Raw genomic sequence first — 22,691 nt, 5'->3', positions numbered from 1 at the left:
TGGCAACTTTTATAATTTAATAGTTTCTTAACAATGCCATTCGCTTAAAACCAAACCCCAATGCCCACATTCAATTGGTTTTTTGCACTTGTGGCAGCGGCATTTTCCTTTACTTGATAATCTGCTTTCACAACCGCTCCTGGTGCTACTTTATAGCTCAATCCAAAAGTCCATTCGTTTCTGTTGTAACTATCGTTTCTTATTAATCCACCTTCTACTGAGGCATGGGTATCATAATCTTCATACCTAGCAAAGGCAAATAACTGTTGCTGTTTGGTAAGTGGCAACAAATTGTAAGCACCTTCCAAATACCAACCTTGTAATGCACTGCCCAAATCGGTCGTATTTAAGGTATTGTAGGCTTCTGTATCCGAAATGCTTGCATGTATAAATTGCCCACGAGCCGTAAAACGTTGGTATGCATAGCGCGCATCCATGCCTACCATGGAAATGCCCACATCGGCACCCTCGAGCATGTCCACAGCATCTTCGGCCTGAGTTCGACCAAAATAGCCAGATAAGCCCATTCGCAATCCAGGGATTCCATAATAATCCAATTTACCAGACACATTTGGTGTGTTAATAGTAGATTCGGCCCCTTTTTGGCGACCATTTCGCAAACCGTTGGAACCTCCCAATACTTTTCCAGCATTTACGGACTTAAAGCCATTGAAAAGATAGGCTTGGTAGCCTAACGAAATTTCATTAAACCTCCCTTGAACACCTACGCCAATTTCCCGCCATGTGGTTGGTACAATGCTCTTATCGACACTGGGCCTGTCAACCCCGTTAAACGTGGTCGGTTCGTGGTATTCGTTTACAATGCCCATAGGTACAAGCATTAAACCACCGCGTAGGTTCACATTATTGTTTAAACTGTATTGCAAAAATGCTTGCTCTACAAATACTTCTTTTACGTGCTCAAATTCAATTTCCGTTACAAACTGTACACGGTCGTTAAATTTATAACCAAACAGCATAACCAAACGCTGCACGTCCAACGTTCCATTACCGCCTTCGGGTTGGTTATAATTAATTTCACCGTAACCGCCAATGGTTACGCCATTTGTGATGTTTCCAGACATAATACGCTGTGCACCATTTAATTGGCTGTTTGGATTTGAACTTGTTTCCTCTGGAACTGTTTGTGAAAATGTAAAAGCAGTAGTGAAAATTGCTAATAATAAAGGTATTCTTTTCATTTTGTTGATTGTTTTTTGTTTTTATTTAGACTCATTACAAATAATAAGACGTCGGCAAAAAAAATACAAAATGAAAAACACTAAGTTTATTTAGATTAATTTTAAATAATATTTTAACCAAATAATTAATTAGCTCAATTACAGTTATTTGAAATAATAATTAATGGTAGTTTTTAAAAATTTTGGTAGCTTCGTTGTGTGCGCTTTCAAAACTTAACGCGTTTAACGGATTGTTTTTTTGGGAAGTAAAGTAGGATAATAACTTTTCGGTTGGCATATTTCCGGTCAACTCATCCTTCGCCATGGGGCAACCGCCATAGCCTTGGATAGCACCATCAAAACGGTGGCATCCGGCCTTAAAAGCGGCATCAATTTTTTCGAACCATGTTGAAGGTGTGGTATGTAAATGGGCACCGAACTCAATTTGTGTGTATTGCGGAATTAAATTTGAAAACAAATAACGAATATTTTCAGCATTTGAACTTCCAATAGTATCGCTTAACGACAATATCTTCACGCCCATGGCACTTAATCGTTCGGTCCAATCGGCTACAATATCCACATTCCACGGATCGCCGTAAGGGTTTCCAAAGCCCATGGAAATATAAACAACCACTTCTTTGTTAAACTTATCGGCAATCTCTAAAATTTCAGAAAGTGTAATTATTGATTGCGCTATGGTTTTATGGGTGTTTCGCATTTGAAAATTCTCGGAAATAGAAAACGGATACCCTAAATAGTCAATTTCAGCATGCATACTGGCATCTTCCGCGCCGCGGGTATTCGCAATGATGGCAAGGAGTTTGCTTGTTGTATGGCTTAAATCCAATCTGGATAAAACCTCGGCCGTATCAATCATTTGGGGTATGGCCTTTGCAGAAACGAAACTGCCAAAATCAATGGTATCAAACCCAACGCGCAGCAACGACTGGATATACTGTACCTTTTTTTCGGTAGGGATAAAGTCCTTAATACCTTGCATGGCATCGCGAGGGCATTCAATAATCTTTATAGGACTGGACATGTGATTTTAAATTTCGAGGCTAAAAATACTATAATTTTTTAAAGCACCGATTACAAATTTAATAAAGAAATATACAATAAAGTATAAGAAAACGAAGGCTAACCGATAAAAACAATCGGTTTAACGTTTTTATTATTGCCAAGGTGAAAATACCGATACATTTGAAAAAATGTTGTTCCCAAATGCATATTTTTAAACCTACAATTTACTTATTGTTTACTGCGGTATTTCTATCGTTTTCATATCCCGTACCCAGTCAAAACGGCACAGAAACCTGCGGCACTGTTATTACTTCGGAAACTTTAAACTCTTATAAAAAAATTGGACCCCAACTGAAAAAGTACGAGCAATCATTTAACAAAATGACATCGCTTGGTAAAAAATCGCAGGTAAAAACCATCAATGCCATACCCATTAAAGCCCACATTATCCGACAATCAAACGGTGTTGGAGGGTTGTGCATTTCAGACCTAAACAGTGCTATTTCAACATTAAACAACCTGTATGCCGATGCTTTTATGGAATTCTTTTTATGTGATGGCATCAACTATATCGACGAAAGTGCGTTGTTCCATCTTAAAAAAGGAAATGAAAAAAACCTGATGGAAAACAACAATGTTTCTGGGGTTATCAATATTTATTTTACCGATTATATTGAAACGAACCCTGATGAAAGTATTTGCGGATATGCCAATAACGAGGGCAGAAACGACCTGATTGTAATGAAGAACAGTTGTGTTTCAAACGGCACCTCTTTAGCGCACGAAATGGGGCATTTTTTCTCGTTACTTCACACGCACGGGCCTGATGATGCCATGACAACCGAATGGGTGGACGGCAGCAACTGCGATACCGATGGCGATGGTATTTGCGATACGCCCGCAGACCCCAAATTGACCGCCAAAAACGTAAATAATTTTTGTGAATATACAGGAACCGCGACCGATGCCCATGGTGACACCTACAAACCAGATACTGGCAACATTATGTCGTATGCCATGAAAGGGTGCCGCTCGCATTTTTCGCAACAGCAATTGGCACGCATGTATGCTTTTTACCAAACCGCAAAAAGCTATTTGGCTTGCCCGACGTTCAATGCCAATTTTACCGTTGATGTTAACCAAACCTGTGAAAGTGAACTAACCGTACATTTTCAAAGTTCCTGCAAAAACATCACCAAATGGGAATGGGATATTGATAGTGATGGCATCATCGATTATACCACACAAAACCCAACGCACATCTTTAAAAGCGGTATGTACGATGTTTCCTTAACGGTATCAAACAAAACCAAAAGCTTAAAAAAAACCTATTCAAAGCTTATTAAAGTGGGCAACGCCATGTCGCTTTTCGATGAGGATTTTGACACCGTTGAAACCCAAAACGATTTGAACTGGACGACTAAAGATGTTACAGAAAACGGCTATAACTGGCTTTTAAATGCCGGCAAAACACCATCCGATGGTACAGGGCCTACCTTAAAAAACAATGCAAAAAATTATATGTATGCTGAGGCAACAGGCGCAAAACCCGGTAATGTGGCCGAACTTCTGTCTCCGTGCATAACTATTGAAAACCCAAACTCTGAAATAACATTTTCATACCACATGTTTGGAAACCATGTGGGCGCATTGCACATAGACCTCAAAACCGATGCTGGCTATATTAACGATATCATTCCAGCACTTATTGGTGGCCAACAAAAAAATCAAGAAGATGCTTTTTTAGAAACATCCATCGATGTTTCAGATTATGCGTTTCAAACCATCAATCTACGTTTTAGGGCTGTTAGGGGCTTAGACTGGGATGGCGATATTGCGATTGATAACGTGCTTCTCAAAACAATTGATGTTCCCATTTCCGATGCCGCGGTTAAGGTGTTTCCCAACCCTATTTCTGGTGATATTCTGTATTTAAGCGGAATGGCTTCAACCGAAAACAGAACTTATGAGATCTCAAATTTGGCGGGTAAAGTTTTAAAATATGGCATGTTAACCAGTCGGCAAATTAATGTCGCACCATTAACTTCGGGCATGTACTTATTGACCATAAACAGTCCGAATTCCAAAGTAACCAAAAAAATTATCAGATAATTTAAAACGTTTTAAGTAACGCTTTGTTGATGGATTTCACCAAACTGGGCCCTTCATAAATAAAACCTGTGTAAACCTGAACCAAATCGGCGCCCGCATGCATTTTTTCCAAGGCATCTTCGGCAGAATGAATACCTCCAACCCCAATAATAGGAAACGCTTTGTTGCTTTTTTTGGCTAAATATTTAATAACCTGCGTGCTTTTATCCTTAATGGGTTGTCCGCTTAAACCACCGTTACCAATAGCATACAACTGTGCTTTAGTGGCTTTCAAACCCGTTCTATCGGTTGATGTGTTGCTGGCTATCACGCCATCCAATTGGGTGGTTGCAACCAGTTCGATAATTTCATCCAACTGATTGGTATTCAAATCGGGCGCAATTTTTAAAAGTATCGGTTTTTGTTTGGCAAACGTTTTATTGGCATTTTGCACCGCACCAATCAATTCTTCCAAATAATCCTTATCGTTTAGTTTCGCGTGGCTTCCTACGTTGGGGCAACTCACATTCAGTACAAAATAATCAACATACGGATGCAAGGCGTTAAAACATTCCAAATAATCTTTGGTATAATCTTCAGGTGCTGTATTGGTATTTTTTCCAATATTTCCACCAATAATCAGTTTGCCTTGATTCTTCTTTAATTGTGAAATGGCAGCTTCTAGTCCTTCGTTATTGAACCCCATTCGGTTAATAATGCCGTGGTCTGCCTGTAACCGAAACAGTCGTTTTTTAGGGTTTCCCGCCTGTGCCTTGGGCGTTACGGTACCAATTTCAATAAAACCGAATCCGAAATTGGCCAACTCATTATATAAAACCGCATTTTTATCAAAACCTGCCGCCAATCCTACGGGGTTTTTAAAGGTAAGTCCGAATACCTTGCGATGGAGTCGTTCATCTTCTACAACAAATAAATGTCGAAAAACAGCTTGAAAACCAGGGATTTTGGAGGTTGTTTTTATTAATGAAAACGTAAAATGATGAATCTTTTCAGGATCGAACAAGAAAAATAACGGACGAAGTATGAGTTTGTACATCTGCAGTATTTGTGCAAAAGTAATCTTAAATATTCAAAATAAAAAATAAGGAAATTTAAAAGCATCAAAATTAATAATCGTATTTTTGAACTCATAACTTCATTCCATTTTATCACATTCCCAAGTTATTTTGGGATTTTAAATTCACTGAAAAATGATTTCAAAAGAACACATCATAAACCGTTTTATAAGTTACGCTACCATTGACACCGAATCGGACCCTACCTCAAACACAACGCCCAGTACGGAAAAACAATGGGTATTGGCAAACAAACTGGTTGAAGAACTAAAAGCCATTGGCATGCACGATGTTACGATTGATGAAAACGCCTATATTATGGCAACCTTGCCCAGTAACGTACCTTACCAGGTGCCCACTATTGGGTTTATTTCGCATTTTGATACCTCGCCCGATTTTACGGGTGCCCATGTGAAACCACAAATTATTGAAAATTACAACGGCAAGGATATTGTGTTGAACGAAGCCGAAAACATTATATTATCGCCCGATTATTTTGAGGATTTGCACCTTTACAAACATCAAACCTTGATTACTACCGATGGCACAACACTTTTAGGAGCCGATGATAAAGCAGGTATTACCGAAATAGTTTCGGCCATGGAATATTTAATCAACCATCCAGAAATTAAACACGGTACCATTCGCGTTGGTTTCACCCCCGATGAAGAAATTGGCCGGGGCGCGCACAAATTTGACGTTAAAAAATTTGCAGCCGATTGGGCCTATACCATGGACGGTAGCCAAATAGGCGAACTGGAATACGAAAATTTTAACGCCGCCGCTGCCGTAGTAAAGGTAAAAGGCAAAAGTGTACACCCGGGCACGGCAAAAGGCAAAATGATAAATTCCATGTACATCGCGCAAGAGTTTATAAACTCGTTACCGCGCTTGGAAACCCCAGAACATACCGAAGGGTATCAAGGTTTTTTTCATTTAACGTCCATAAAGGGCGTTGTTGAGGAAACCGTTTTGCACTACATTATTCGCGACCACGACAAAAACCATTTTGAAGCCCGTAAAGAAGTGATGGTTAAATTAACCAACGAGCTTAACCAACAATATGGTTGGGAAGTGATTCATACTGAAATTACCGATCAGTATTTTAATATGAAAGAAAAGGTAGAACCCGTAATGCATATTGTTGATATTGCCGAAGAAGCCATGAAACAAGTAGGCATTGAACCCTTGATTAAAGCCATTCGTGGGGGTACCGATGGGTCGCAACTAAGTTATATGGGCTTACCCTGCCCCAATATTTTTGCCGGTGGCCATAACTTTCATGGCCGCTATGAATATGTGCCCGTTGAAAGCATGCTGAAAGCCACCGAGGTTATTTGCAAAATTGCAGAACTTACGGCTTTGGAAAAATAACGAATAAGTTATCTCAAAATAGCGTTTGTGAGCCGTTGAAATTCCAAAAAAAGATAAATTCCAAATTCTATAAATAAAGAAGACCTCACAGGTTTTAAAAACCTGTAAGGTCTTGACAAAGAACATACGTTAAAATACTAAATACGTGCATTTTGCGTTCTAAATTTTAGCCATATACTAAAAAAACTAAGCTACAAATTCCTTTAAAACGGCAATCACATAATCAATTTCTTCCTTTGTGTTGTAACTACTGAACGAAAAGCGGATGGATGGTTTTTGCAAATCGCTATCGCTCAATATTTCGGCCAATACATGCGATGTTTGGTTGCTTCCGCTTTGGCAGGCGCTTCCTTTGGAACAGGCAATACCTTTTAAATCGAGCTGGAACAACAACATAGCGGCTTTTTTTGGCGCAATGGGCAAACACACATTCACTAAAGTATAGGTGCTTTTTTCTAAGTTTCCGGAATGGCCGTTAAACGTTGCGTTAGGAATCTGGCTTTTAAGCGTATCAATAAAATAACTTTTTAAACCTTTAAGGTAAGCTGTTTCTTTTTCCAAATTATCATAGGCCATTTTTAAAGCGGTTTCCATGCCAACAATATTGTGCACACTTTCGGTGCCCGCACGGAGTCCGCGTTCCTGTTCGCCCCCCAAAATCAAGGGTTTTAAAAGTGAGTTCTTTCTAATAAACGCAAAACCAACCCCTTTGGGCCCATGAAATTTATGCGCAGCAGCCGTTATAAAATCGGCTGAAATAGTTTGTAAGTCCAGTTTGTAATGCCCCACCGATTGCACCGTATCGCTATGGAACAAGGCTTCATGCGCTTTGCACAAATCGGCTACTTTTTTAATATTTATGATGTTGCCAATTTCATTGTTAATGTGCATCAAACTTACCAGGGTTTTGCTTTCATGTTTCAATAGGGTTTCCAAATGAAGCAAATCGGGGTTTCCGTTAGGTTTTAAATCTACATAACTCACCGTTATCTTATAGTCCTTTACCAACTGTTCGATGGTGTGCAGCACCGCATGGTGTTCAATTTTTGAGGTAATAATGTGCATTACCTTCAAATCCTTAACGGCACTTCTTAAAATTAAATTATCGGCTTCGGTACCTCCCGAAGTGAAAATAAGTTCACCTGCCGTTACATTTAAATACCCCGCAATGGTTTTCCGCGCGCTTTCAATCAACACTTTAGCCGACCTACCAAAACTGTGGGATGATGATGCATTGCCATAATTGGTGCGCATCACTTCGGCCATGGCCGTTATCACTTCATCCCTAATTTGTGTGGTGGCGGCATTATCAAAATAGACGTGTTGCATACAAGTTTTCTTATGGCACAAAAATACTTAGAATAAAATTATTATTAATATGCTACGTTATAATTAACAATTGGTTTATTTTTGTCGTTAAAACCCAAACCTAATGCGTAAGTTATTTTTTGTTTTCAGTCTTTGTGCCTTCAGTTTTTACACCTGTGATGATGGTGATATTATAACGGTTGAATTTGATTTTGACGAAACATTTAAAGCCTGTGGCAGCAACGGATTGGTTTTTTACAAAACAAAAAACGACCCGTCGGAATCTTTATCGATAAAAATCAGTTCATTAAAACTTGAAGATATTTTAGTGATCGATCCTGTTACGAATTCTTATGAAAAAGATTTTGAGTTAAGTAGCACCAACACCTTCAATTATATCACCTATTTCAATAAAACCTTGCCTACGGATTTGTTCTGTAACGACTTGCCCCTATCGGAAGTTAAAATAAAAAAAGATATTGAAAGTACCAGTGGCAAAGTACACATTAAAACGGTTTTAACCGAGGATGATAACGATGGGATTCCCGCTAAATTAGAAGATATAAACGGAAATGGTAATTATGACGATGATGATACCGACAAAGATGGCATTCCCAATTATTTGGATGATGACGATGATGGCGATAATGTGCCCACAAAATTAGAAAAACCAGACCCCAATAACGACGGCAACTTAAGCGATGCCTTGGATACCGATGGCGATGGCATACCCAATTATTTGGATACGGATGATGATGGCGATAACATTTTAACCCGCAACGAAGAAAACATTACCCAAGACCAAAACCCAACAAACGATCTGTCCGATGGAAAGATAGCCGATTACCTAAACCCGCAAGTAGTTGAAAACAACCATCCAGCAACAAAATTTAGGGAACACAGCATTTACCAAACCTATGTGGTTACGCTTACCGTATCAAATTTTGATTTACAGATAATAACTCTGGACGTGTTCAATTTTGGGGTTTTGGAAGATGGTGCCCTATCAAAAACCCGTAAAAAAACGCCCGATTTCAAATAGGCGATTAGCGTAAATGCTTTTTTTTTAGTCACGACTTTTACTCATTGCACGAATAAATGAATGAACGTCGTTTATAATTCTTGTAATTCGTGGCTTAATATTCTTCCTTTTCGAATTAGTTGTTTGGCGCATTTTGAAAAATGTAAACCTCGGTAGCACCCACGCCATATTTTTGGTAATTGGCATCGTAAAATTTAACGTTGTTGTACCTTCCAAACAAGTATTCCAATTCAACTTTTAGCACGCCTTCGCCCACGCCATGAATAAATACCACTTTTTGGATGCGTTTGGAAATGGCGAACTCCAGTTGGCGTTTAGCGGTTTCCAACTGAAGCGTTAACATATCATGGTTGCTCATCCCCTTAAAAGAATTTGTAAGCTGGTGGATGTGCAGATCAATTTCCATGGTAGGCTCAAAACGTTCTTTCGGGCGTGTTTGGGGCTGCTTTTTTTTGATTGAAGCTTCTTTTGTATGTAGGGCCTCATCTAAACTTTCATGCGAGAACAATTCTTTTTTTATACTAACATCGGTTGTTTTTTTTACCAATTCATTGCTTTCAAAATCAAGCAAAAACCCATCGGAGGTTTCAATGGTGATGGTATTTCCAACCATTTTTTTAATTTTACCCGACATGGCTTCATCTAAAACCAAAACGGTATCGCCCACTTTAAACGTTGTTTTGTTAGTTTCTGTGTTCTTCATCGGTTTCATCCCCATTTTTACTCGGTATTGTTTTTGCAACATTATAAACACCAACCATTAACAGTGCAATGCCCGCAATTAAAACATATTGGTTTTGCGCGGTTCCGGTTTTTGCGTACATCGCCACAAAAGCACCGATAATGATACATAGATAATTGATATACTTCATTTGCTGAAAAAAGTAAATTTTTAAGACGATAAAATTACATTAAAAATTAGAGTTATGCCGATAATTTTAGAAACTGATTGTGGGCAGATTGTTTTTTTGATTGGTTAGATTGTTTGAATCCTTATTTTTTAGGCATTTAAACTGTACTCCATACAACCTGCAATGTGCAGCATGATGAAAATCTGGTTTTATTAATATAAGAAAAAGAACATAAAATAACCGAAGTTCGCAAAAATTTTTAAATTTGAAAAACCAATATTAAAAATGCAGACGTTGGACGATTACATGTTACCTTGCCTAAACAAAAAACTTTTTGGTTTTGAATGTATGGGCTGTGGCATGCAACGGTCGGTTAGCCTTCTTTTTCACGGTGAATTTATGGCCGCCTTTAAAATGTATCCGGCTATTTATACGCTTATTCCTTTAATTTTATTTATCGGAATGAATTTTTTCTTTAAATTTAAAAACTCAGATAAGATCATTACGATACTTTCTGTGGCAACAATAGCTATAATTATTACAAGCTATGTTATAAAACTAACTAATTAAAATCACTATGGAAAACCAAAAACTCAACCCAACGCTTGTTTATGTTTTAGCTATTTTAGGCTTATTATGCTGCTGTTTTGGCGGTCTCGGATTTATTCTAGCAGGCATCGCTTTTTTAATGGCCAACAGTAAACTAGGTGCTGTAAAATCAAACCCTGAAAATTATGACCAAGCGAGTGTAAAAGCAATGAATACCGCTAAAATTGTAGCATTAGTAATCTTATTAATAAACATTGCTTACTTAGTTTTGACCATTTATAGAATTTCTACGATTGGTTGGGATGAGCTTTGGGAACAATCCAGACAAATTATGGAGCAATACCAAAATAGATAATCTTTTAAATTCCTAAAATAAAAAGCGACCGTTTGGTCGCTTTTTTTGTTGAGAAAAATATCGCTTTCTACCTTTCAAATTGCTTGAGTGTTTTAATAATAATCTGCACACAGTCCAATAATTGTGCTTTTGTCATCACCAAAGGCGGTGCAAAACGGATGATATTACCGTGTGTTGGTTTGGCCAACAAACCGTTATCGCGTAAAGCTAAACAAATGTTCCATGCGGTTTTACTCGTTTCGGTATCATTAATTACAATGGCATTCAGCAAACCTTTACCTCTTGTCAATTTTACAATATTGCTAGTTGAAATATAATTGTTTAACTCAATTCTAAATAAATTACCAAGCGCTTCGGCGTTTTCAGCAAGTTGTTCGTCTCTAACAACTTCCAAGGCAGCAATACCAACTGCTGCAGCCACAGGATTACCACCAAACGTACTGCCATGGTTCCCGGGCTTCATCACGTTCATAATTGCGTTGTTTGCCAAAACCGCCGAAACAGGATAAACGCCGCCACTTAAAGCTTTGCCCAAAACCAAGATATCGGGTTTTACGTTTTCATGGTCCACTGCCAATAATTTACCCGTTCGTGCAATACCTGTTTGAACTTCATCGGCAATGAACAGCACATTGTACTGTTCGCATAACACTTTAGCCTTAGCCAAATACCCTTCTGTTGGCACGTAAACCCCAGCTTCCCCTTGTATAGGTTCCACTAAAAAACCGGCTATATTGGGGTTGTTTTGTAATGCGGTTTCCAAATCTTCTAAATTGTCGTATTCAATTTTTATAAAACCTTTGGTAAACGGGCCGAAATTTTTTCTGGCAACTGGGTCGTTGGAAAACGAGATAATGGTTGTGGTCCTTCCATGGAAATTATTATCGCAAACCAAAATTTCAGCTTCATTTTCGTCAATGCCCTTCACTTCATAAGCCCATTTTCTGCAAAGTTTTAAAGCTGTTTCAACCGCTTCTGCGCCAGTGTTCATGGGCAATAATTTGTCGAAACCAAAAAACGCGCAGGCAAATTTCTCATAGCTACCCAAAACATTGTTGTAAAAGGCACGCGATGTTAAGGTTAATGTTTGTGCCTGTTGCACCAGGGCATTTATTATTTTAGGATGGCAATGCCCTTGGTTTACAGCCGAATACGCCGATAAAAAATCGTAATACCGTTTGCCTTCCACATCCCAAACAAAAACACCTTCGCCCTTACACAATACTACGGGTAAAGGATGGTAATTGTGTGCCCCATAATTGTTTTCTAAATCGATGGCTTGTTGCGACGTGATGTGTTCTAAAATAGCCATTTTAATGTTTTTAAATTGATAAAATAACCATTCCTTCTGTACCTTTTTCCTTCCGAGATCCCGATAAGCATCGGGACGAAAATTCAGCGTGGGAGAGAAATCATCCCTAGAACTTGCAATTTAGTGAATATTGTTGGAAGTTTCAAAGTTTCAAAAATCGTTATTCGTTATTCGTTAATCCTTTTCTTCCGAAGATTTCCAAAGAAATGCCAATGGGTTAAAAATTCGTAATTCAGAATTCAGAATTCAGAATTGGTTTCATTACTTTTGCGGCATGTCGAAACGAACGAAAAAACAAGTCTTTACCCATATAGAAGTATTAGATGCCGGTGCTAAAGGCAAAACCATAGCCAAAGCCCCCGATGGCAAAGTTATTTTCCTATCCAATACCGTACCGGGCGATGTGGTAGATGTGCAAACCTTTAAGGCCAGAAAAGCCTATTACGAAGGAAAAGCAACCACATTCCATACGCTTTCTAGTAAGCGTACCACGCCTGTTTGTGAGCATTTTGGGGTTTGCGGCGGTTGCAAATGGCAAGATATGGCCTATGAGCACCAACTGTACTATAAACAAAAGGAAGTTACCAATAATTTAACCCGTATTGGCCATATTCAATTGCCCGAGGTTACGCCTATTTTGGGTTCGGCCCATCAGTATTTCTACCGGAATAAAATGGAATTTTCATTTAGCGATAGCCGTTGGTTAACACAGGAAGAAGTGCAATCGGGTGCCGATTTGGGCGATAGAAACGCGTTGGGATTTCATATTCCCGGGATGTGGGACAAAATTTTGGATATTAAAAAATGCCATTTACAGGAAGATCCTTCAAACGCTATCCGCAATGCCGTGAAGCAATTTGCACTTGATAACAATCTTGAATTCTTCAACACCCGCAACCAAACAGGATTGTTACGCACCATGATGATTCGAACCTCCAGTACGGGCGATGTGATGGTGGTAATTCAGTTTTTTAAGGAAGACAAAGCCAAACGTACGATGTTATTGGATTTTCTTGCTGAAAACTTTCCGCAGATAAGTTCGTTGCAATACATCATCAACGGCAAAGCAAACGACACCATTTACGACCAAGATGTGATTTGCTATAAAGGTGAAGACCATATTTTTGAAGAAATGGAAGGTTTGAAGTTTAAAATAAATGCCAAATCGTTTTACCAAACCAACTCGCAACAAGCGTTTGAACTTTATAAAATAACCCGCGATTTTGCTGGGTTGAAGGGCAACGAACTGGTGTTCGATTTATATACGGGCACCGGCACCATTGCGCAATTTGTGGCAAAACAAGCCAAAAAAGTGGTGGGCGTTGAGTCGGTTCCCGATGCGATTGCCGCTGCCAAGGAAAACGCACAATTAAATGGCATTAAAAACGTTCATTTCTTTGTAGGCGACATGAAAGTGGTGTTTAACGATGCCTTTATTAAGGAACACGGGCAACCCGATGTGGTTATTACCGACCCGCCACGCGACGGCATGCACAAGGATGTGGTACAGCAACTAATAAACATTGCCCCAAAAAAAATTGTGTATGTAAGTTGCAACAGTGCCACACAGGCACGGGATTTAGAACTTTTAAATGCTACTTACAAAGTAACAAAAACACAAGCGGTTGACATGTTTCCACAAACTTTTCACGTTGAAAATGTGGTGCTTTTGGAAAGAAAATAGCGCGTTGTTTGTTACAGAGTCTTTAAGTTGAAACGACCAAACAACAAACAGCCAAACAACTAAACGCAATAAAAAAGATTGATGAAAAAAATAAGTTTACTTTTAATTTTAATGACCTTCATAGGTGTTGTTATAAATTTAAGTTGTGAAGCCGATGATATTTGTCCGGAAAGCACCCCCACAACCCCAAGTTTAATTATAGAAGCTTACGATACGACCAACACCGAAAACAAAAAAAACATACCCAATTTGCTGGTTGCAGGTGTTGATAACGATTTTGTATTGCCAAAATATGGTATTGTATCAACTTCCGAAATTGTGCTTCCCTTAAAAACCGATGCCAACTCAACCCAATATGTTTTTGTAAAAGATGCTAAAATAAATAATAATGGCACGCCCGATGATACCAGCGATGATTTCATTACGGGCAATGAAGATATTGTAACCATCAATTACACCCGCGAAGAAGTATATGTGTCGCGCGCTTGTGGCTACAAAACCATTTATAAAAACGTTACCGTTACCATCGAACCCGATGCCGACAACTGGATTAAATCGGTAATACCTGTAAACGAAAACCAAACCGTAGAAGATGAAACTGAAACACATTTTAACATATATCATTAGTTGCCTGTTCATGCTTTTGCTTTCTTTTGGGGCAAACGCCCAAAACGATAGCATTGCACCTACTGCTAACGATTCCATAAAAATAAAAGAGAAATATGGACTTCGGGTGGGTGGCGATATTGGGAAACTGATACGCTCTTTTGTGGATGACGATTATTCGGGTTTTGAGATTTCGGCAGATTACCGCCTAAAAAAACGACTCTACATTGCGGGCGAAATAGGTATCGACAAAAAAAATACGGTGAACGATTATTTGAACATTACCACCAACGGCAGCTATATTAAGGCCGGGATTGATTACAACATGTACCAAAATTGGTTGGATATGGACAACATGATCTATGCGGGTTTTAGGGTATGTGCGAGTACTTTTAGCCAAAAATTGAACAGCTATACCATTTACACCACAGACCCCTATTGGTCGCCACAGCTCACATCATCCGAAGTGCAGGAGTTCAAAGGTTTAACGGCCATTTGGCCAGAACTGATGTTGGGCATTAAAGCCCAATTGCTTAACAACCTGTATCTGTCGCTTAATGTGCAGTTTAAAATTTCGGCAAGCGAAACCGAACCTAACAATTTCGAGAACGTTTATATACCGGGTTTTAACAAAACCTTCGACAGTAGCGGCATTGGTGTTGGGTATAGCTACACGCTTTCGTACCGTATTCCGATTTATAAGAAGGATAAATAACCTTACTGTTTTCTTATTGAACTTTTAAAAAGGTCTTCGGGTCTGTTTTCGCCTACCCTAAAAACAACAGGAAGCGAAAAAGGCACTTTTACCGGTTTTCCATTTTGAATACCTGGTTTAATTACTGGTGGCAAACTTTTTATAATCGATTCAACTTCGTTTGCCAGAAACGGATTGGGAGCCTGCACTTTTACATCCACAATTTTCCCATCGGTATCCACTTTAAAAACGCAAAATATCCTAATATCGCCTTTTAAATCAGTTTTGCTACGCAGGTTTTTATCAAACTCCTTATTTATTTGATAGCCAACCTTTACACTATTGCATTTTTTTATATCATTAAAACTTTTTTCCTTTTCACAACCTTTAAAAATGGGCGATAACATAACCATGGGTTCTTGTTGTGTTTGAATTGTATAATTATCGTAACCTTTTGTAATTACAGAATATGAATATTTAGCTAATAAATCAACTTGACCAATACCATGCTTTTCAATAGGGTATGTTCTTAATATCGAATTCAATTTTTCGTTAAACAACACGTCTTTTATGTTATTTGAAACATCAATATAGCGCCCATTCTTATCGATGCTAAAAGATATAATAACACTATGTTGTCTAGCTTGCAGTTTAATATTTTGTAATTCAGTATCGGTAATATATTTTTTAAAGTGTAGTGCTAAATCACTGTTTTCGTCAAGCAACGTATCTTTACTTTTTTGCACCTCATCTTTGTAGCTTTCTGTTTTTGGCTCAATAATCAAAAAAATATGCTCCTTTATTTCCCAAAAAGTTGGGTTACCATTTCTTGTGGGAGCTACTTTCGCTTTTGGAAAAGTTTCCATCACCCTATTCAATTCTTCTGTTAACGCTTCGGTAGGTGCTTTACACTCAATATTTTTTATACCTCCGTCGTAATCCACCAAAAATTTCACACTTAACTTCAATTCGCCTAAAATCTTTTCGCTTTGTATTTTTGCAAATGAAATTGTATTAACTATATGTTTTTCAATAGATTTGTTATTACATTTCTTCAGTTCATTATGGGTTTTAATTGATTCGCAACCCTCAAGAATTGGCAATTTATCATAAACAATTTCAGTACTGCAATTCAAAATAGCCTTTCCGTTTTCACTGGAAATTATTTGCAGCACATAGGTGTCTAAACGATTTTTATTGGGAATGTTCAATTTTTCAATATCATATTTTCTAAAAGCATCCGTGATACTTTTGTTCAACTCTGCATAAGCAGAATTAGCAGACAGACCGGTCAATTCGTTTTTACTGTTTAAATGAAAAACCAAAAAGATACGTTTATTGGCTTCAATTGTATCCCGAAATTTAACCGCATCCAATAAACTGGTATTTATGTGGTTTCTGAAAAAGCGGGAAAGTTCGTTTTTGGGTGAAGGTTTCGCATAAAAATCAAACTCATCATATTTAGATTCAAATTTTTGAAACTCTGTTTGCGAATGTGCTGTAACATTTAAAAGTACTGTTAAAATAATAATCAATCTTTTCATTTTTGAACCCAATATTAATGTCAATTTTTTTATAAAAATAAAAAAAAACCTACACAATTCACTTTAAAATCGAAATATAAATTTTAGCTATATTTGCAATAAATTTTTCAACAATTTGTAATGCCAAAAAACACGTATAATATAGCTGTCCTTCAATTAAATTTGAATGATATACCTGAAAATAATCTCAAAAAATGCATGCAATGGGTAAAGGATGCTGCCAAAAAAGGCGCCGAAATTATTTTATTGCCCGAACTTTATAGCAGTCATTATTTCTGCCAAAGTGAAGATGTTGCTAATTTTAAATATGCCGAACCACTTTATAGCACTTCGTTTACTGCGTTTAGCGACTTGGCCAAAGCACTGGGCGTGGTTATTATCGTGCCTTTTTTTGAAAAACGCATGGCAGGAATTTACCACAACAGTGCCTATATTATCGATACCGATGGCACCGAAGCTGGTTTGTACCGAAAAATGCACATTCCAGACGACCCGCATTTTTACGAAAAATTCTATTTCACACCCGGCGATATAGGCTTTAAATCATTCCCAACCAAAAAAGGAAATATTGGCACCCTTATTTGTTGGGACCAATGGTATCCCGAAGCGGCCAGATTAACCGCCTTGCAAGGTGCCGAAGTATTGTTTTACCCTACCGCCATTGGTTGGCACCCGCAAGAAAAAGCGCAATATGGCGACAACCAACAAGGCGCGTGGATGAACGTGATGCGCGGACATGCCGTAGCAAACGGCGTTTATGTAGCGGCCGCCAATAGAATAGGTCTGGAAAAATATGTGCCAGATACCCATGGTATCGAGTTTTGGGGCTCGTCGTTTATTGCTGGCCCACAGGGCGAGATTTTGGCCCAAGCTTCAACCGATAAAGAAGAAATTTTAATAGCCGAAGTCGATCTAGACTTACAGGAAAATGTGCGTCAAAATTGGCCTTTTTTGCGCGATAGACGCATTGATACCTATGGTGAGATCACTAAAAGGGCTATTGATTAAAAATCCAAATTTCAATAAAATGCTAAATCAGGCTGAAAGTCTGTAAATTAGTGAAATTTATAAGCACACTCGTTTGACAGTATATTTGGAATAAAAATATATTTATGAAAATTCGTGCAATTCGTGTCAAAATATATTAAAATGAAGAACAATTGGATATTTCCAGCGGAATGGGAAAAACAACAAGGTATTTTATTATGTTTTCCGCATAACGGCAACGATTGGCCGGGGAAATATGAAGCGGTACAATGGGCCTTTGTAGAGTTTATTAAAAAAGTAGCTTCGGTGGAAGAGGTCATGCTTTTGGTTGCTGATAATAAGCTAAAAACCAAGGTCTCAGGCATGTTGGAAAAGGCACATGTAAACTTAAAACATGTGTCGTTCATCATTCAAAAAACCAATCGCAGTTGGATGCGCGATTCGGGCCCTATCATCGTCAAAAATGGAAAAAACAGAAAAGCCATCAACTTCAATTTTAACGGTTGGGCAAAATATACCAATTACAAATTAGACAAACACGTGCCGGCTAAAGTTGCCGAGTTTTTAAACATCCCATTAGAACAAGCTGTTTACAAAGGCAAACCTGTTGTTTTGGAAGGCGGCGCTATTGATGTAAACGGAAAAGGCACATTGTTAACGTCGGAAGAATGTTTACTGCACCCCAGCATCCAAGTTCGGAATGTAGGTTTTAAAAAAGCCGATTATGAAACGGTTTTTAAAACATATTTGGGCGTTACCAATGTGATTTGGCTAGGAAATGGCATTGAAGGCGATGATACCCACGGCCATATCGACGATTTGGCGCGCTTTGTAAACGAAAACACCATTATTACCGTAGTTGAAACGGACACAAAAGATGCTAATTACAAACCACTACAAGATAATTTAAAACGCTTGCAAGCGTCAACTTTAGAAAACAGCAAACAACCAACTATTGTAACCTTGCCAATGCCAAAACGTTTGGATTTTGATGGGATTAGGATTCCTGCAAGTTATGCCAATTTTTTAATTTTGAACAAAACGGTTTTAGTGCCCACATTTAATGATGCCAACGACCGTGAAGCATTGAACATTATTGCCAATTGTTTTCCTGATAGAGAAATAATAGGTATCGCCGCCACCGATTTTATTTGGGGCTTTGGCACCCTGCATTGCTTGAGTCAGCAAATTCCGCAGTAAAGCGTTTTCAGCAACTAAAACTTTTTTAAAACCAAGCCATTAATTCCCTTTAATACGCAGCCATAAATCTGATAGCAATTTTTTGCCATCACGATTATTTTTGGGCATTTCGGTAAACTGTACATTACCAAAAGCATCAACATCCATTTTATATTGAAAAACAAAGTTTTGCGATTTAGGTTCAAGACTTAGCAGTCCAAATCGCAAATCGTTAAAATAAAGGGTTTCATCTTTTTTGGTGATGGTAAACCAACCTTCTGAAATGGCCATCATACGTTTTACATTTGCGTCTTCTGCCAAACTTCCCAATAACTGATGGTTTTTTGGATAGATCTCAAAACTAATGGGTTGTGTGTCAAAAAACGAATAATTGCCCAACAAATAGGCCGTGTCCGTTTCTACATTCGCGTTCCAAAGTATGGTGTTCAATGGGGCTGGTCGGGTATCAATGGCTCGGTATTCAATATTTTCACTTTTTAAAGCGGCTTTAAATTGGTTTAGGGCCAGCCATTTTAATAAAAAGGTAAGTAGTAAATAGGAAGAGCTTAGCAACAACCCCATTTTGTTATAAAACGAACGCTTTCTTGAACTGCGCTTTTGCATCATGGCAAGAATTAAAAACACCAAAAAGGGCAATGTATATAGGGGGTCGATAACAAAAATGGTATGAAAAGCCAGTCTTAGGTCGAACGGCCAAAACAATTGGGTGCCCCAGGTAGTATGGGCATCCAAAATAGGGTGTGTTAAAAATGCCCAAAAGAATAACCACGACCAATCCTTAACGTTTTTATAAGCTTCATAACTAGAAACCAGCCAACCAAAAACAGGCGCAAAAAGCACAGAAAAAACAATGGAATGGGTAAAACCCCGATGTATGGAAATAGCGGTAACCGTATCGGTAAAATAGGAAGCAAATACATCAAGATCGGGTATGGTTCCAGCAATAGCGCCATAAAGCATGGCCTTGTTCCCTACTTTTTTACCTAAAACAGCCTCACCAACCGCGGCACCTAATACAATTTGGGTAAGAGAATCCATAGTTTATTTTTTTTTTGCAAAAATAAGCCATGGTTTGTTAACAATTACAATAAGTTAACATTCCCTTCTTTTAGTTGGTAACATAGGTTACCGAGCAAAACGTTTGTCTCACTTACTTTTGTGGCATAAATAATACTAAAAATGAAAAACAACCTTTTAATTATTTCACTTTGTTTTTTCGGATTTTTTGCCACAATGGAGGCCCAAGAGCTGGTGCCCATTAGTAAGCTTGATGTCTTGTTGAAAGTTTCAGAGGGCAACCAAACCTTGAAAATTTCAGATGAAGACTTCAAACAAGCCCGTGCCGATTACCGACAAACCAATGCTATATTTTTACCAAACATTACGGCATCGCATACCGGTATATCAACCACCAATCCCTTAATGGCTTTTGGCTCGAAATTGAATCAGGAAATTTTAACCCAAAACGATTTTAATCCTGCGCTGTTAAACAACCCAAGCCATACCCAAAATTTCGCCACAAAATTTGAGGTACAACAACCCTTGCTAAATTTAGATGGTATTTACCAACGCAAAGCGGCAAAATCTAAAATGGATGCCATGTCGTTGCAATCGCAACGTACCAAAGAGTATTTGGCCTTAGAAGTTGAAAAAGCCTATATGCAATTACAATTGGCATACAAAGGCGTTGCCGTTTTAGAGAAAGCATTGGAAGCAGCCCTATCAAACAAAAAATTGGCAGAAAACAGCTTCAAACAAGGCTATTTACAACGTGCCGATGTTTTAAATGTGGAAGTGCATGTTACCGAAGTACAAAACCAATTGCAAACGGCACAAAGCAATGTGCAAAATGCTTCTAATTATCTGTCTTTTTTAATGAACGACGCATCGTATGTAGTGTATCAACCAAGTGATAGTTTAACGGTTAGCAAAATCGACTTAAAAGAAGCCTCGATAGTTTCAGAAAACCGTGCCGACATTAAAGCCATGGCATCCGTTTCAAACGCTTATGATGCCATGAACAAGGCCGATAAAATGGCGTTTTTACCTCGATTAAATGCCTTTGGAAGTTATGAACTGTACGACGACCAAATTTTTCAAGGTGATGCGAACGGTTATTTATTTGGTGCACAATTAAGCTGGGATTTATTTCAAGGTTCGAAGCGATTGGGGAAAACCCAAAAAAGCAAATCGGAATTTGAAAAATCGAAACTACAATACGAACACTATGTTTCGCAAAGCAATTTGGAATTGAACAAAACAAAACGCGCCCTAACCGATGCGGAAAACCGATTGAACCTAACCAATCTGGCATTAAACCAATCCAAAGAATCCTTACGAATTAGGACAAATAGATTTAAGGAAGGTTTGGAAAAAACCTCCGATTTGTTAATGGCCGAAACCCAATACGCCCAAAAACAACTGGAATACTACCAAACGGTTTTTGAGTACAATTATACACAAGCTTATTTAGCATTTTTAACTAAAGAATAAAAAAGTGAACAGTCGCAGTTTACAACATTCCGCGGCTTTAATCGACAAAAAATCAATAAACAATTAAAAAAATGAAAAGATATACATTTCTACTAGCTTTAATAACAGCCTCACTTTTTATAACAAGTTGTGGTAGCGACAAGAAAAACGAAGCGACAGATAGTGGCCAACCTGTTTCCGTTAAAGTAAACGCCGTATCAGAAAGTGGCAGTAGCCCTTTTTTAACGGCAAGTGGCACCATTGAAGCCGTAAACAGCGCCAATTTAAGTACCCGCATGATGGGCTATGTTACCAAAGTACATGTGAAGGTGGGCGATAAAGTGAGCAAAGGACAATTATTGGTTTCTATAAACAATACCGATTTACAGGCCAAAAAAGCACAAGTAAATGCGAGCATCACCGAAGCCACCGCAGCGTTTAACAATGCCAGTAAAGATTACAACCGCTTTAAAAACCTATTGGCCGACAACAGCGTATCGCAAAAGGAATTTGACGATATGGCAGCACATTACAATATGGCAAAAGCCCGTTTGGAAGGTGCCAACCAAATGAAAAACGAAGTTAGTGCACAATTTGCCTATTCCAATATTACGGCACCGTTTAGCGGGGTTGTTACCAGTAAAAGTATTGATGAAGGCGATATGGCCAACCCCGGCATGCCCCTTATTTCGGTTGAAACTCCCGGAACTTTTGAAGTAACCGCTTTGGTACCTGAAAGTGAAATCTCAAAAATCACCTCGGGAACAAGTGTTAACGTACTTGTTAAATCCATGAACACTACACTAACTGGTAAAGTTACCGAAGTAAGCACCTCGGCAGCCAATACGGGCGGACAATATATAGTGAAAGTTGCTTTAGACAAAACAGATGCTTCCATTTTATCGGGCATGTTTGTAACGGTTCAATTTCCTATAAAAACCCAGGAAAAAGTTGAAATGGTTTTAATACCCAAAAGTGCGCTTGTAACGAAAGGGCAGCTTTCGGGTGTATATACCGTAAGCGAGAGCAAAACAGCCCTATTGCGTTGGTTGCGCTTGGGCAGAACCTTTGGCGATCAAGTAGAGGTTTTATCTGGATTGGCAGCAAACGAGCCATATATTACCTGGGCCGATGGCAAGTTGTACAACGGGGTTAAAGTAACTATTCAATAATAAATAACGCGTTAAGGATAGCAGTGAAAATCCTTTTTTTTGAAATTAAATTGCCATATCCAAATAGTTGGACAAACGGCCACGGCACAATGTAAATTACTTTGGAATGACGAAAATAAAAAAAAAGATTGTAACGGATAGCCTGTTAAAACGCCCAAAAACATAAA

At 38.4% G+C, this 22,691-nt stretch carries 21 protein-coding genes; 12 read left to right on the top strand and 9 right to left on the bottom strand.

Features of this window, described 5'->3' with window-relative positions; translation table 11 throughout:
* Window positions 1-44: 44 nt before the first annotated feature.
* Together GQO80_RS09295 and GQO80_RS09290 are read right to left on the bottom strand one after the other, a co-directional pair.
* Entirely contained in the window at window positions 45-1,202 is a 1,158-nt protein-coding gene (locus GQO80_RS09295) for a porin (protein ID WP_157208079.1), read from the bottom strand.
* Window positions 1,203-1,362: 160 nt separating this feature from the next.
* On the bottom strand, window positions 1,363-2,226 hold the full coding sequence (locus tag GQO80_RS09290; protein ID WP_157208078.1) for a hydroxymethylglutaryl-CoA lyase: 864 nt from the start codon (window positions 2,224-2,226) through the stop codon (window positions 1,363-1,365).
* 182 nt (window positions 2,227-2,408) lie between these two features.
* Here GQO80_RS09290 and GQO80_RS09285 point away from each other — a divergent pair, with 182 nt between their 5' ends.
* Window positions 2,409-4,319, top strand: a complete 1,911-nt coding sequence (locus tag GQO80_RS09285; RefSeq protein WP_157208077.1) for a T9SS type A sorting domain-containing protein — start codon at window positions 2,409-2,411, stop codon at window positions 4,317-4,319.
* Between the two features lies 1 nt (window position 4,320).
* Here the strand turns inward: GQO80_RS09285 and GQO80_RS09280 are convergent, their stop codons facing one another.
* Window positions 4,321-5,355 carry a quinone-dependent dihydroorotate dehydrogenase gene (locus GQO80_RS09280; protein ID WP_157208076.1) on the bottom strand — a complete coding sequence of 345 codons (1,035 nt, stop codon included), beginning with the start codon at window positions 5,353-5,355 and terminating at the stop codon, window positions 4,321-4,323.
* 154 nt (window positions 5,356-5,509) lie between these two features.
* Here GQO80_RS09280 and pepT point away from each other — a divergent pair, with 154 nt between their 5' ends.
* On the top strand, window positions 5,510-6,748 hold the full coding sequence (gene pepT / locus GQO80_RS09275; RefSeq protein ID WP_157208075.1) for a peptidase T: 1,239 nt from the start codon (window positions 5,510-5,512) through the stop codon (window positions 6,746-6,748).
* A 186-nt stretch (window positions 6,749-6,934) separates the two neighbouring features.
* Here the strand turns inward: pepT and GQO80_RS09270 are convergent, their stop codons facing one another.
* The gene (locus tag GQO80_RS09270; RefSeq protein WP_157208074.1) at window positions 6,935-8,077 is read right to left on the bottom strand and encodes a cysteine desulfurase family protein; all 1,143 of its coding nucleotides are present in this window, start codon (window positions 8,075-8,077) and stop codon (window positions 6,935-6,937) included.
* 103 nt (window positions 8,078-8,180) lie between these two features.
* Between GQO80_RS09270 and GQO80_RS09265 the strand changes: the two genes are divergently transcribed.
* Window positions 8,181-9,098, top strand: coding sequence for a hypothetical protein (locus tag GQO80_RS09265; protein WP_157208073.1), 918 nt, complete (start codon window positions 8,181-8,183; stop codon window positions 9,096-9,098).
* A gap of 115 nt (window positions 9,099-9,213) precedes the next feature.
* Here the strand turns inward: GQO80_RS09265 and GQO80_RS09260 are convergent, their stop codons facing one another.
* Complete coding sequence (locus GQO80_RS09260) at window positions 9,214-9,801, bottom strand: Smr/MutS family protein (protein ID WP_157208072.1); 588 nt, start codon at window positions 9,799-9,801, stop codon at window positions 9,214-9,216.
* Complete coding sequence (locus tag GQO80_RS09255; protein ID WP_157208071.1) at window positions 9,782-9,970, bottom strand: hypothetical protein; 189 nt, start codon at window positions 9,968-9,970, stop codon at window positions 9,782-9,784. Before GQO80_RS09255 ends, GQO80_RS09260 begins: the two co-directional genes overlap by 20 nt.
* 264 nt (window positions 9,971-10,234) lie before the next feature.
* Between GQO80_RS09255 and GQO80_RS09250 the strand changes: the two genes are divergently transcribed.
* Together GQO80_RS09250 and GQO80_RS09245 are read left to right on the top strand one after the other, a co-directional pair.
* Entirely contained in the window at window positions 10,235-10,519 is a 285-nt protein-coding gene (locus GQO80_RS09250; protein WP_157208070.1) for a DUF2752 domain-containing protein, read from the top strand.
* A 7-nt stretch (window positions 10,520-10,526) separates the two neighbouring features.
* Complete coding sequence (locus GQO80_RS09245) at window positions 10,527-10,853, top strand: CCC motif membrane protein (RefSeq protein ID WP_157208069.1); 327 nt, start codon at window positions 10,527-10,529, stop codon at window positions 10,851-10,853.
* Between the two features lie 67 nt (window positions 10,854-10,920).
* Here GQO80_RS09245 and rocD read toward each other — a convergent pair whose 3' ends face one another.
* Entirely contained in the window at window positions 10,921-12,165 is a 1,245-nt protein-coding gene (gene rocD / locus GQO80_RS09240) for an ornithine--oxo-acid transaminase (protein ID WP_157208068.1), read from the bottom strand.
* Window positions 12,166-12,439: 274 nt separating this feature from the next.
* On the opposite strand from rocD, the gene rlmD reads away from it, so the two are divergent.
* The 3 genes from rlmD to GQO80_RS09225 all read left to right on the top strand — a co-directional run bounded on the left by rlmD (window position 12,440) and on the right by GQO80_RS09225 (window position 15,170).
* The gene (rlmD, locus tag GQO80_RS09235; RefSeq protein WP_157208067.1) at window positions 12,440-13,849 is read left to right on the top strand and encodes a 23S rRNA (uracil(1939)-C(5))-methyltransferase RlmD; all 1,410 of its coding nucleotides are present in this window, start codon (window positions 12,440-12,442) and stop codon (window positions 13,847-13,849) included.
* An 81-nt stretch (window positions 13,850-13,930) separates the two neighbouring features.
* Entirely contained in the window at window positions 13,931-14,476 is a 546-nt protein-coding gene (locus GQO80_RS09230) for a DUF6452 family protein (RefSeq protein ID WP_157208066.1), read from the top strand.
* Entirely contained in the window at window positions 14,442-15,170 is a 729-nt protein-coding gene (locus GQO80_RS09225; protein ID WP_157208065.1) for a DUF6048 family protein, read from the top strand. The genes GQO80_RS09230 and GQO80_RS09225 overlap by 35 nt, the downstream gene beginning before the upstream one ends.
* Window positions 15,171-15,172: 2 nt before the next feature.
* Here the strand turns inward: GQO80_RS09225 and GQO80_RS09220 are convergent, their stop codons facing one another.
* Complete coding sequence (locus tag GQO80_RS09220; protein ID WP_157208064.1) at window positions 15,173-16,693, bottom strand: energy transducer TonB; 1,521 nt, start codon at window positions 16,691-16,693, stop codon at window positions 15,173-15,175.
* 120 nt (window positions 16,694-16,813) lie between these two features.
* Here GQO80_RS09220 and GQO80_RS09215 point away from each other — a divergent pair, with 120 nt between their 5' ends.
* Complete coding sequence (locus tag GQO80_RS09215; RefSeq protein ID WP_157208063.1) at window positions 16,814-17,701, top strand: carbon-nitrogen hydrolase; 888 nt, start codon at window positions 16,814-16,816, stop codon at window positions 17,699-17,701.
* Window positions 17,702-17,842: 141 nt separating this feature from the next.
* Window positions 17,843-18,880 (top strand): agmatine deiminase family protein, encoded by a 1,038-nt coding sequence (locus GQO80_RS09210; RefSeq protein WP_157208062.1) that lies wholly within the window; start codon window positions 17,843-17,845, stop codon window positions 18,878-18,880.
* Window positions 18,881-18,919: 39 nt separating this feature from the next.
* On the opposite strand, the gene GQO80_RS09205 is transcribed toward GQO80_RS09210, so the two are convergent.
* Complete coding sequence (locus tag GQO80_RS09205) at window positions 18,920-19,918, bottom strand: metal-dependent hydrolase (protein ID WP_157208061.1); 999 nt, start codon at window positions 19,916-19,918, stop codon at window positions 18,920-18,922.
* Between the two features lie 141 nt (window positions 19,919-20,059).
* Here GQO80_RS09205 and GQO80_RS09200 point away from each other — a divergent pair, with 141 nt between their 5' ends.
* Both GQO80_RS09200 and GQO80_RS09195 read left to right on the top strand, forming a co-directional pair.
* Window positions 20,060-21,373 carry a TolC family protein gene (locus tag GQO80_RS09200; protein WP_157208060.1) on the top strand — a complete coding sequence of 438 codons (1,314 nt, stop codon included), beginning with the start codon at window positions 20,060-20,062 and terminating at the stop codon, window positions 21,371-21,373.
* A 71-nt stretch (window positions 21,374-21,444) separates the two neighbouring features.
* Window positions 21,445-22,524, top strand: coding sequence for an efflux RND transporter periplasmic adaptor subunit (locus GQO80_RS09195; RefSeq protein ID WP_157208059.1), 1,080 nt, complete (start codon window positions 21,445-21,447; stop codon window positions 22,522-22,524).
* Window positions 22,525-22,691: the final 167 nt, after the last annotated feature.

It is taken from the genome of Mariniflexile maritimum (genome assembly GCF_009746565.1).
Classification (GTDB): Bacteria; Bacteroidota; Bacteroidia; order Flavobacteriales; family Flavobacteriaceae; genus Mariniflexile; species Mariniflexile maritimum.
Note: the sequence above shows the minus strand (reverse complement) of the source record. Positions and strands in the feature narration are given on the sequence as shown.